8 protein-coding genes are annotated in these 12,937 nt (G+C 38.5%); 7 read left to right on the forward strand and 1 reads right to left on the reverse strand.

What is annotated here, in order from left to right:
• Nucleotide 1: 1 nt before the first annotated feature.
• The 7 genes from H5116_RS02100 to pelG are packed head-to-tail and all read left to right on the forward strand — an operon-like array spanning nt 2 to nt 11,658.
• Complete coding sequence (locus H5116_RS02100; protein WP_182715441.1) at nt 2-2,710, forward strand: endo alpha-1,4 polygalactosaminidase; 2,709 nt, start codon at nt 2-4, stop codon at nt 2,708-2,710.
• Nucleotides 2,710-5,991: a tetratricopeptide repeat protein gene (locus H5116_RS02105; RefSeq protein WP_182715442.1), complete on the forward strand. Its 3,282-nt coding sequence runs from the start codon at nt 2,710-2,712 to the stop codon at nt 5,989-5,991. Before H5116_RS02100 ends, H5116_RS02105 begins: the two co-directional genes overlap by 1 nt.
• A 14-nt stretch (nt 5,992-6,005) precedes the next feature.
• Nucleotides 6,006-6,521, forward strand: coding sequence for a protein PelC (locus tag H5116_RS02110; protein WP_076925174.1), 516 nt, complete (start codon nt 6,006-6,008; stop codon nt 6,519-6,521).
• Nucleotides 6,518-7,816: a PelD GGDEF domain-containing protein gene (locus tag H5116_RS20470; protein WP_182715443.1), complete on the forward strand. Its 1,299-nt coding sequence runs from the start codon at nt 6,518-6,520 to the stop codon at nt 7,814-7,816. The genes H5116_RS02110 and H5116_RS20470 overlap by 4 nt, the downstream gene beginning before the upstream one ends.
• Complete coding sequence (locus tag H5116_RS02120) at nt 7,813-8,796, forward strand: protein PelE (RefSeq protein ID WP_182715444.1); 984 nt, start codon at nt 7,813-7,815, stop codon at nt 8,794-8,796. The genes H5116_RS20470 and H5116_RS02120 overlap by 4 nt, the downstream gene beginning before the upstream one ends.
• Nucleotides 8,789-10,306, forward strand: coding sequence for a GT4 family glycosyltransferase PelF (gene pelF / locus H5116_RS02125; protein ID WP_154903678.1), 1,518 nt, complete (start codon nt 8,789-8,791; stop codon nt 10,304-10,306). The genes H5116_RS02120 and pelF overlap by 8 nt, the downstream gene beginning before the upstream one ends.
• Nucleotides 10,294-11,658 carry an exopolysaccharide Pel transporter PelG gene (gene pelG / locus H5116_RS02130; RefSeq protein ID WP_024597305.1) on the forward strand — a complete coding sequence of 455 codons (1,365 nt, stop codon included), beginning with the start codon at nt 10,294-10,296 and terminating at the stop codon, nt 11,656-11,658. The genes pelF and pelG overlap by 13 nt, the downstream gene beginning before the upstream one ends.
• Nucleotides 11,659-11,931: 273 nt before the next feature.
• Here the strand turns inward: pelG and H5116_RS02135 are convergent, their stop codons facing one another.
• Nucleotides 11,932-12,933, reverse strand: a complete 1,002-nt coding sequence (locus H5116_RS02135; RefSeq protein ID WP_182715445.1) for a D-Ala-D-Ala carboxypeptidase family metallohydrolase — start codon at nt 12,931-12,933, stop codon at nt 11,932-11,934.
• Nucleotides 12,934-12,937: the final 4 nt, after the last annotated feature.

Genomic DNA, 12,937 nt, shown 5'->3' on the forward strand with positions numbered 1-12,937 from the left:
AATGAAATATTTTTTATACCTAGTGCTTTTAATTTCTAGTCAAGTATTTGCAAAGCCTGTGAATAATAGTATTGCATTTTACTACTCAGCGCCGATGCCATTAGCCGAAATGACCTTTTATTCTCGCGTTGTAGTCCAGCCTGATCTTGTGACTGAGCACGAACTTAATTGGTTTAAACAGCGTAATATTGCTGTCTATGCTTATTTAAGTATTGGTGAGTCGTTTATTGAAAGTGAGTCTTCACTCGCAGTTAACCCTAACTGGAATAGCCATATTGCCGATTTAGCATCAGCACATTGGCAACAACATATTAAAAGTAGCGCTGCGGCATTAAAAGCACGCGGCTTTAGCGGCTTATTTTTAGATACCCTAGATAGCTATCAGCTATTAGATGCTACACACAGTAAACCCGATCAACAAGCTGGGTTAGTCACCATAATAAGCTCACTATCTGAGACTTTTGATAAGCACCTTATCCTCAATCGGGGATTTGAGTTATTGCCTAAACTCGCTAATTTAGCAAGTGACTTAGTTGCTGAGGGTTTGTATAGCCACTTCAATCCAACCGACAATAGCTATAAAGTGACCAACAAAAACGACCAAGATTGGCTAAGCGCACAATTAAAAACAGCACAAAGTTTAGGCCTCAACGTCCAAGTTATTGATTATGCAAAGCCCGGTAATCGCCTTACTATGGCACAAAATATTATAGACGCAGGTTTCAATCCGTGGGTGACCGACGGTCACTTGCAAACGTGGGGCACATCATCAATTACGCCGATCCCTAGGCGCATTTTAATCCCTTATAACAGTAACGTAAAACCACTCATATACACTACCGTACACTTAAAGCTTGCGACCATGATTGAGTATTTGGGGTACATACCTGATTACATAGATATGGCAAAACGCGACTTACCTTTGGTTGACCCTAGCTTACATGCCGGTATTATTTCGTGGACCTCAAGCGATGCATTTTACACCCCAACACTTACCAATTGGCTTGAAGCTAATTTAGGTGTTGTGCCAGAACTTATTTTAGGCGAGTTACCACAGTCAACTAAATTACTTTTTAACATGGGTATTGAGTCGTTAAACACACTACCTGAAGGTCCATATAAACAAGATAGCTTTGCACCTTGGCTCAAAGGAGAATCCACAACACCTCCCCCTATCGTTAAACCATATTTACTAAAATTAGCAACTAATGCGACTCCTTTAATTACAATAAAATCAGCTGATAACACGATAATTGTACAAGCGGCTAAAACTAAATATGGTGCAGTCGTGGTTGCTCCTTGGCTAATTGATACATTTCCGATGGAAGGCAGCAAATGGGTTATTGATCCACGTACACTACTAACTCAGGCTATGGAACTACCACCTATATTAGTGCCAGATACAACCACCGAAAGCGGCAGGCGAATGCTTACGCTGCATATAGATGGAGATGGATTTACAAGTGTTGCCCACTATGCGGGTAGGCCTTATTCAGCAGAAGTAATTCGAGATGAAATAATTAAACACTACAAACTACCGTTAACGTCCTCAGTGATCCAAGCTGACATTGAAGAAGGCGGTATTCACTCTAAACAAAGTGCCAAACTCGAAGACATTGCGCGTAGTATTTTTAAGCTGCCTTACGTAGAAGTTGCTTCACACACCTATAGCCACCCCTATTTTTGGACTGCTCTATCTGGGCGAAAAAAGATAGATGAAGACGACACTGATTACGGTTTTCATCTAGACGTGCCTGGCTACAACACAATTAGCCTTAAAAAAGAAATTACCGACTCGATAAAGTACATTAATGACAAGCTCGCACCTAAAAATAAAAAAACAGTAATGATGCTATGGTCTGGTGATGCAACACCTGGCCCAAAAGCACTTGAACTTGCTCGTGACGCTGGTGTGTTAAATGTCAATGGCGGTAATACTGATGTAAATGCTGATAACCCAAGCCTTTCTCACATCTCCCCTATCGGTCGCCCTGAAAGAGATTTGCTGTATCAAATTTACGCCCCCATATTAAATGAAAATGTTTACACAAACTTATGGCATGGCCCTTATTACGGCTTTAGACGCTTAACCGAAACATTCGAAATAACAGAAAAGCCATATAGGTTAAAACCTTACACTATTTATTATCACTTTTATTCAGGTGAAGTTCTTGCGGGCTTAGACGCTCTAAAACACAACATTGATTATGTTTTAGCAAGGCCAAATACACCGGTGCATTTAAGCCACTATGCAAAAGTAGCAAAAGACTTTTACTTTTCTGCACTTGCTAAAAACAGTAATAATGAATGGTTATTTAGCTCAAAGTACATTCATACTTTGCGAATACCTACCGACTTTGATGTGCCAAACATAGCTCAAAGTGAAGGTGTATCTGGTGTAACTGAAAAAGGTGACTACATACATATTATAAATAACATAGCTCGCCTTAGCTTTGATCATAGCCAAAATAGTAAAAAACCTTATTTAGCATCTGCAAATGTTGTTATTAATAACTGGCAAGTTAACGGGCCTGTTAGCTTTAAAGCGTGGGTACCTGCTTCGCTTGATTTAATGAATGCACGCTCTTGTGAGTTTGTATCTGGTTTGGGTGAGCACTTTAAAGGTATTAACCGAGGTAAATTAACACATTTCAAAATACCTGCAGGTGATTTTTATGGTTACCTTAACTGCGACGGAGCCGCACTATAATGAATACTACAAAGCGCCCTCAGTTAATTTCAGTAAAAACAATATTAGCGATATTAGCCGTAAGTTGTTTTGCACTTTATGCGTTATTTCCCCATACCTTATTTTTTGAAGATGATGCACTTTCACAAGACTATACCTTTGAGAAGTCTTACCTTAATGCAGCGCTCAATACAGAGCCCGACAACGAAAAGCTACGCGCAAAATTAGTTGAGCTACATATAGGGCTTAGTGAGTATTCACAAGCTACTAACGAGCTTGAAAAGCTACCTAGAGGTGAGCGCAAAGCAACACTTGAAATAAAGCTGCTCTACTCATTATGGCTAGCAAGCGGTGCTAAAGTTGACGACCGCTTTGAAGAGTTATCTTTAAAAATTGGTGCTCATAAAAACTGGAACGAACAAATATTAACTATTGCAAAAGCAGTTGGGTTAAATGCAAAAGTTGCTCAGTACTATCAAAAAAATAAACAGCCTCTCCTTGCAGCCGATTACTGGTTAAGCGCAGGGGAACCTGACAAAGCATTCGCTATTTATAAAACAAATATAAATGCTGATATTGCAGCTAAAGCGATTGAAACTGCACTTGGTGCAAATAACCCGATACAAGCTTATGCATGGTGGAAAACCTATGGCGACCAAGCCAATATTAAACGCACACTTTATTTGGCTAACTTAGCAGGCAATACAGAAGATGCGGCTCAAGCCATTGAAAGTTTATTAAAGACCGATCCAAATAACAGCGAGTACTTAACACAAGCAATGCACCTGCGTTTAGCAAATGGAAATGCAAAAGGGGCTGAGCAATTACTTGCAAAGCTATTACTACAAAGCCCAGCTGACAAAGAGCTACATTTATTAAATTGGAAGATAAAGCGCTGGCAAAACAAGCCTAAAGAAGCACTTCGAGAGTTTAAATGGCTAATGTCTAACAAAGCTGTAACTCCTGCGATGCTTACCGATAGTATTAACGATGCCACCGCTTTATATTTATACCAAGACGCTAATGATATATACGAATATAAAGCCCAAAATAGAAATCTAAAAGGTCATGGCTTTGCTAATTGGATGCAAGCTAACGAATTTATTGGTAACACAAAGCAAGAATTAAATAATATTGAACGCTTTGAGCAAATAAATGGTAAAAGTGCATTATCACAATATTGGAAAGCAAAAGTACTTCACGATACTGGTAATTTAAAAGCATTAAGAGCTTTGTGGCCTACATATAAAGGGCCTAAAAATGAAGAAGATTTACTTTGGATTGCCCGCGCATTTTGGCTAGATGATGACTTTTCTACAGCTCTGCAAGTACTAAAAAACAAACATGAAAGTTCTGACGATGAGTTTTGGAGCGCCAATGTTGACATGGCAATGCGAGTTAAGGACAAAGCTCATGAGCTATATGCATTAGAGAAGTTACAAAAAATAAGTCCTTTGAGCGTAGGCGACATGCTGCACTACCAACAACTGCGCTTTGAAGGTCGGCCTCAGGAGCTTCTTGATTATTTATGGAAAAGTGAGTCGCAAACTGACCGTCAATTGATTCAAATTGCATTATTAAGCACACAAGTAAATGATGCTAAATCAGTTGCACGTATTCATGCTGAACTTGATAAGCAGCGCTACAATAAAGCTCTCTACCCTGCTTGGTTAATTCTTTCTAATTGGTATCAAAACCAAAGTGATTTAAATTCAGCTTATACAACTTTAAACCGCGCCGCTAAATTAAGCGAATATGACTCTGATGTTGTGCTTGCACAAGGTTGGTTAGCGCTGCAAATGCATGACACTGTAATGATTGGCCGCATTTTAACGCGCTATTCTCAAAGCGACACTTCCTATGCGTGGACGCAGCTCTTAGCTAGCCTATCTATTCACGAAAAGTCATATAACAGTGCCTACTTTTATTTGCGTAAATTGGCCATTGCAGAGCCAAGCGATTTAACAACACTGGTTAACTTAGCCGATGTAATGAAGCAACTTGGTTATTATGCAAATGCTGCTGAACTTAATCACTATTTACTGCAACACTTACCTAAAGATAAATATGCATACAGAGGCTTAATGTTCCGTTGGGCGGGCGCGATGGCTGTTCCTCATTTAATGCAATTAAACACAATGGAAGAACTTGCCCCCGACACTATTGGTGAGCCCCAAACAAACTGGTGGTTAGCACGCCGAGCTGCACAAAAATTAGAGCCATGGCAAAAACTACAACTTTATATGACCAACGGCGAATTTAATAAAGCGAAACAACTATTAGCAGAAGGCTCACTAAGCAAATTAGATGAACTAAACGCCCTACTCTATCTAAAGCAGCCATACGCAACAATGCAGCGTTGGTATGAAGAACTGACTGGTGAGCTTGACGAATCACAATTGAGCTTACTTAGAAATGCACGTGCATCCTACTTTAGGGCGCTTGAAATTAACCTATCGCCAGAGGCTGGTTTAAACAGTAGCCAGTACGATGTAAACGTTTATTTTCCTTATGCTAATGGGCAATGGAAATTAAGTTTAAGTAATCAGCAAAACCTTGATAACAACGGATTACTGTTTGCAATAGAAGATAAAATGACATTTGGTCGTTGGTATTTTGATGCAAAAATAGATTCGCACCAAGGCAGCTTAGTTAGCCGCCAAGGTCTTAGCATAGACTCTCGTTATCAATGGGATTCACGAACACAGGTAGGTTTAAAGCTTGAATATAATGTTGAAAACCGCCAATCAGAAGCACTACTTAGCTATGCTCAGCTAGATAAAGCCACGGCCTATGTTAACTACAATATTGATGGTAGACAAAACGTACAGCTATCAGCAGCAGCGATGTCTTTTTCTCGAAGAAGCGATGGCAGCTCACTCATTAATGGCCAAGAATATAATGCACGTTACCAGTACAGCATTTTAAAAGATCGCCCAATTTGGAACGCTTATTTTAGTGCACAATGGCAAGACTTTGAACGTGTAAATGCATTAATAAATACAGACACAAGACCTCTAAGAGTTGACCTTCAACCATTTAGGCGCTTTGCACTAGGCACCTCATTTGCCTCAACGGGTTCGTTAGAGCCGCCTTATTTAGGCGCAAACCCTTCATGGCTATTCGATATAAGTACTGGCTATCAAACACTTAACGATACAGTAGATGTATCTGTTTCGAGTGGCGCAGGTTGGTCTGTACTAGGCGATGATTTATTTAAATTACAGCTAGGTTACCAAAGTAGTAATAAAGTGGGTAACTCAGATACACAATTACAATTAGGTTATTACGTACATTTTTAATGTTAGGAGAGAGTATGTTTCGTTTAATTATACCGTGTTTGGTATTACTATTATCAGCATGTACCACCAGCAGAGTTGCTGATGATGTAGAGCTTAGCCCTTTAAAAACAGTGGCATTAATGCCACTTGTTAATCATGCTCAAACACCGCTTGCAGGTGAGCGTGCTGAAGATATTTTAGCCAGTATTTGGCAACAAAATAAATTACCAACTCTTATACGTGCACCTCGCGTTAACACCAAAGAGCTTCCACCACTGGACGATCAATACCGCTTAGACAATGCTATGCAGTGGTTAAACACTCAACAAGCTGACTATGTATTAACAGGCAGTATTGAAGAGTGGCGCTACAAAGCTGGCCTTGATGGCGAACCCGTTGTTGCACTTACATTATCACTCACTGTAACTGGACAAACAACACCGATTTGGACCGGTACTATTGCTAAAAGTGGTTGGGGCCGCGATAGCATTGCAGCAACAGCACAAGATGTGATTGCCGATTTAATTTCTTATATAGAGGTTAGTGAGTGAAAACACATTTCCTTAGACCAAGAGACGTTCCTGAGCTACAAATATGGGCTGAGGTATTTATATTTACCGCGCTTGCTTTAGGGCTGCCTGTATTATTTAACGCACAGGACCCATTTTGGACTGAGGGAGGGTTTTCGTGGCCTGTACTTGGCCCACTTTTAGTTTCTTTACGCTATGGCTTTTCAAAAGGCTTTATTAGTATTTTATGTTTGCTTGTTGGCCAACTTTTTTTACTTCAAGCAAATATTTTATCACCGCAAAGCGACTTCAATATTAACGCTATGATTGGCTACATTATTGTAATTATGATCACAGGCGAATTTAGGGATGTGTGGGAGCGTACTAATCAACAGCAAAGTATTCAGCTTGAGTACGTAACAGATCGTCTTGAAACATTTACTCGTCAGTATCATTTAATTAATTCATCTCACGATAGAATTGAGCAAATGCTAGCTGGCCATACGTTAAGTTTACGTGAATCGCTACAAGCAGTAAGAACCTCTATCGGGCTATTAAAAGAAAGAAGACTTGATAGCGCAGCGCAAAAAATAATCGACTTGTTTGTTGAGTACGGTTCGCTAGAAAGAGCGGGTTTATATAAAGTTGAAAATGACACTGTTTTAGAGCCACCACTAGCCTCTATTGGCAAAATGAGTCAAATAGCTGAAAACGATCCTCTTATATTAGCGATGATTGAAGAAAAAGAATTAGTATCAGTAAAAGACGCAAAAATGGCATCAGGTATAAGTAAATACCATATGGCGATTCCACTTATCGACGTAAATAACACAATTTATGGCGCTATTTTAGTTGAAAGAGTACAATTTTTTGCACTTAAAAATACCACTCTTACACTACTTGCAGTTATGGCTGGGCATATTGGCGATCTACTGCGCCATGAAATAACAAACCCAGTAATGACTTATGAAGAGTATCCATACTTTATTCGCCAAGTTAAACGTGCGAATAAAGAAGCAAAACGATACAACATTCCATCGCAGCTACTAAAGATAAAAGCTAATAATATTACTGATAAATCCACTCAACTTATGAGTTATTTAAGTGAAGCACGCCGTGGTTTAGACATTTATTTGTACGATAATCAAAATCAGGTATTACTGCTATTGATGCCATTAGCTGATGAGCTTGAAAAAGCAGGGTTTATCGCCCGAATGAACACTTGGTGTAAAGAGCGCACTGGTAGCACTTTAGCTGAGCTTGATATTGTTATTGAGCAGCAACTTGCACTACCTATAAGCTCAGATGACATAAAGAGATTGGTTTCACTGTCATGATTATAATTATTGTAGCGGCTATATTAGGGTGTATTTGTCAGTACTTTGCACTAATAGAAGTACTGGAAACACCTGATTGGTTTTTAGCTATATTATTGCATGCTATCGCTAGCATCTTTTTTGCTATTGTTAGTTATGTTTTTATACCTAAAAAATACAAAACGACTCCTTATAGCTCTATGCTACTCATGTTTTTATTATTGTTTACATTACCAGTACTTGGAATTATAGGTGTTGTAGTAGCGCTTACATTTGCTCTTTGTAAACCTCTCAAGAATGACGAGATAGAAATAGAGGAGCATAAAATACCTGAACTTCCTTTTGAAGCCAGAGCAATATCAGCAAATCCAACCTATTCAATTGGTGGACTTAAAGCAATTTTGAAGCACGCTAATGAGCCAAATAAGCGTTTAAGTGCTGTAATGGCGGCTCGTCACATGAGTGACTCACAAGCTATTCCTATTTTAAAGCTAGCACTTAAAGATTTAGAGGATGATATTCGCTTGCTCGCCTACTCAACCCTTGATGGTAAAGAAACCAAACTTAACGAAAAAATCAGTTTGTATCAGCAAGAAATAGCAGTTACAACTAAGCAGCCAAAATTGAGTCATTTACAAAAACAGCTAGCCGAACTTTATTGGGAACTGAGCTATTTAGGCTTAGCACAAGGCGCACTGCGTAAATACGTTTTAGAAAAAGCAGAAGCACTTGCATTGCAAAGTATTGAGCACGTAAAAACACCTGCAACTTTTATATTTTTAGGGCGTATATCTTTAGCCTTAGACAAATACGAAATAGCCCATGAGTATCTACTTAAAGCAACTGAGTTTGGTATGGCAAGGCGCCATGTATTGCCTTATAAAGCCGAAGTTGCCTTTTGTATGAACAAGTTTGACGACTGTAAACGCTACTTAAAAGAACTCCCAGAACAACCTAAGGGCAGTGAATTACGTCATTTGCAGGAGTATTGGCATGAGTAATAAAAATGCAGACATTTTACTGCTTTTAGAAGGCACTTACCCTTATGTACGTGGTGGCGTATCTAGCTGGGTTCATCAAATAATTGAAGGGTTACCTCATTATAACTTTGAGCTTGTTTTTATAGGTGGAGCACCAGAGCATTATGGCGAGATTCAATATACTTTGCCTGAAAACGTTACCAAGCTGCATGTTCATTATTTAGTGGAAAATGACACATCTGAAATAAAAGCTAAGCATGGCGTTAAATATAAAAAAGAGCTCTTTGATTTTTGGCAGCAACTACAAAATTATTTTAGGGATTGTGATGAGCCCATCCCAACTGAGTTATTAAAGTTTGCATTTGAGACTTTGGCTAAAAAAGACGGTATTAACGAAGCCGACTTTTTATATAGTGAATCATCGTGGCAAGTACTCACCAATTACTATTCAACTTTTTGTGATGAATCCTCTTTTATTGACTTTTTTTGGTCATACCGCAATTTATATAAACCGCTATTTAAAATAGCCGAAATTGCACGCGGACTTCCAAAAGTTAAACTTATTCACTCAATATCTACCGGGTATGCTGGTATTTTAGGATCTGGTGCCAGTGTAATAAGCGATACTCCCTTTTTGTTGACCGAGCATGGTATTTACACCAAAGAGAGAAAAATAGATCTTATTCAAGCCAGTTGGATCAAAGAGTCTGAGCAAAGCCTAGGTAAAAACTTAAATACCGAAATGGGCTTTATTCGCCGTATGTGGATCAGCTTTTTTGAGCAAATCGGCCGAACAACATACCAAGAAGCAGATAAGGTCATTTCGCTATACGGCGGTAACAGGCAGCGCCAAATAAAGGATGGTGCAGCGCCAGAAAAAGCATTTGTTGTACCTAATGGAATTAAAACAGTGCGCTTTATTGAAGCGCTTGAGCAGCGTCCAAAACAGATACCACCAGTTGTTGGATTAATTGGACGTGTAGTGCCTATAAAAGATATTAAAACCTTTATACGTGCGATTAAAGAGGCACAATCGATGCTGCCTGAAGTAGAAGGCTGGATCATCGGCCCTTATGAAGAAGATCCGCAATATTATAAAGAGTGTGAACTACTTGTAGGCAGTCTTGATTTACAAAGCAGTGTAAAGTTTTTAGGTATGCAAGATATTACCAAAATTTTGCCTAAGCTCGGAATTGTAGCTTTAACCTCGATTTCCGAAGCGCAGCCTTTAGTACTTTTAGAAGCAATGGCGGCCGGTGTGCCTGTACTTGCTAGTGATGTTGGCTCGTGCCGCGAAATAATCGAAGGCGGAACTGATGAAGATAAAGCATTAGGTAAAGCCGGTGAAGTTGTCTCAATTGCTTCACCTAGCGAAACAGCACAACAAATATCAAACATGCTAACAAATGAGCAAGTTTGGCTTGAGTATCAAAAAAGTGGTTTAGACCGCGTACAAAAATTTTATGACGAGAGCCACATGTTTGCCCGTTACGATAAACTTTATAAGGATACAATGGCATGGCCGGAATAGGTTTTGAGATACGAAAAATTCTCAAAAAAAATACCCTGCTCTCAGTTTTTGAAGCATACGGCTACGCGGGCTTAATAGGCTCAGGCCCTTGGCTGCTCTCTATTGTAGCGTTAATGCTAATTGGTATTTTAAGTTTAGGCGTTGTATTACCCAAAGTACTTATTATTCAGTTTTTAACGCTTGTTACCTACATGATGGCAGCTTCACTTATTTTAACGGGTGGCTTGCAGTTATTATTAACTCGATTTATTGCCGATTTATTTTTTCAAAAAGAAGAGGCAAAGGTACTGCCTAATTTACTTGGTGCGCAACTTATAACAACAATAGCCGCGCTATTGGTAGGCTTGGCTGTATGGCCTATGCTCCCTATACCTGTTGTTACTAAGATTATAATTTTAGGTGCCTTTGTAAGCTTATGTAATCAGTGGCTTGGCGCTATTTTTCTATCAGGTATGAAAGAATACCGGTTAATTTTAATAACTATGCTAAGTGGTTACGCCTTTATGGTATTGCTTGCATATTTATTAAGAGACTGGCAGTTAGACGGCTTATTTTTTGCGTTTTTTGCAGGCGAAGCTCTGCTCTTTTTTAGCTTTTTGTTTATGATTATTCGCCGCTACCCAGGTGAAAAACTTATAAGCTTTGACTTTTTAAGCAATAAAAAAGTGTATTACAGCCTATTCTTTTGTGGTCTGTTTTATAACATTGGTGTGTGGGCTGATAAAATCATTTTTTGGTATTCACCAAGCACATCAATTCAAATTATTGGCACGTTACGAGCCAGCCCAATTTACGACTTGCCTATATTTTTAGCCTATTTGTCTATTATTCCCGGTATGGCAGTATTTTTAGTAAAAATGGAAACCGACTTTGTAGAAGAATACGACCGTTTTTACACAGCTATTCGAGAGGGTTCATCGTTAGAAGAGATTTACTATTTAAAAGACAATATGATCCAAACTGCACGTGCCGGTTTATACGATATATTTAAAATTCAAGGTATTACCGTTGCCTGCTTATTATTATGGGGCGAGCAAATACTTACCTTTATTGGTATTGATCCAAACTATAAAACGCTTTTATTTATTGATGTAGTTGGTGTGGGTGTACAAGTTATATTTTTGTCTATTTTAAATATTTTGTTTTATTTAGATAAACGCTCAACCGTCCTGTTTTTAGCGGGGCTATTTTTGGTAATAAACGTTGTTTTAACTTTGCTATCAATCGCTTTTGGGCCGCAATTTTATGGTTACGGCTTTGCTCTCTCAACTATTGTTACCTCTGTTGTTGGGTTATTTTGGCTTTCTAAACAATTTGAAGATTTAGAATACGAAACGTTTATGCTGCAATAGCATAATATAAAGGCTGCTTATGCAGCCTTTATATTTAAAGCTTTTCGTACAAAATTAAAATAATTAATTATTGGAAAGCGGCTGATACACACCATGTTTATAGCTCACATAAGCGCCTCAGTTTAAAGTAAAAAAGACTAGCTCAGTAAATGTATAAAATATGTATAAAACAAAGGGCTTATAAAAACCAAGCCCCTACCTTGGCTTAGCTAATCTCTTATACAATTAGACTTAACTAGTTTAGCTTTATACTAAATGAGGTAGCCGTTGCAATTACTTACTCACCCATCGCGCTTTAAAACCACGCGTATCAACATGTATAAATGCGCCTCTGTGCGACTTAGGCCCATAAATACCTAAACCACCTAGCAAACCTTTAAATGATTCACGTCTAGCTAACGACTCCACTATATCGCCCATCGCTTTAGCGTCACCAATTGAATGCTTACCGTCATTATTTATATCATCCATACGGTAGTTGCCATCGTTATCTATAAAAATATCGGCAGCATCACCAAATACATGTCGGCTAAGTTTTACATTGCCAATTGATTTGTTGTAGTACGGAGTTCTATAACCGCTCATAACCACCATATTACTAACCGGTATACCTTCTAAAATCAGTTCTTTGCGTATTTTTTCTAGTTTAAGTAACAACTTATTTTGTAAAAATAAATACTTTGGGTGCTTACTTCGCTGCTTACTAACAAATTCTTTTAGTGAAAAGTGAGGTGATATTTTTACGTTTTCATTTTCAGGCGTTACCTTAACAAAGCCATCGGGCACTATGTAGTGTGAAGCGTCTTTAATCTGTGAAGGTTTAGGATAGTGCCCAATGTGGTAATACTTGAGCTTTCCTCCTTCAACATTGTCTGCCGGTACTTTTACAAATACGTTGATTTTCATACGCTGTTTTTTATCGGGCGACTCAATAATTACCGTTGTTAAACCAGGCTCTTTGGGTGCTTGCCATTGCCAGCGGTTGGTGTCTGTAAGCTTAGATTTTCCTTGAGTGTTAATTAGCGTGTAAGCATTTTTTGATTGCGCAAAAAGCACTTCAAACTCAACTTGCTCTTTGGGCATTACAAATACTGAAAACACCGAATATGGCATAACTATGTCGTTAATTTTTAGGCTAAATTCTGCATCTTCAAAGTTGGCTTTATTTTTTATATCAACTACCTGATGCGCAGGCTTTATAGGCGCGGCAGCAAATACACTATTGCTAAATATAATTGTGAATATGGCAATAGAAATATAATGAATAAATTGCATAAAT

This window comes from Pseudoalteromonas sp. SG45-2, assembly GCF_014164115.1.
Lineage (GTDB): Bacteria > Pseudomonadota > Gammaproteobacteria > Enterobacterales > Alteromonadaceae > Pseudoalteromonas > Pseudoalteromonas distincta.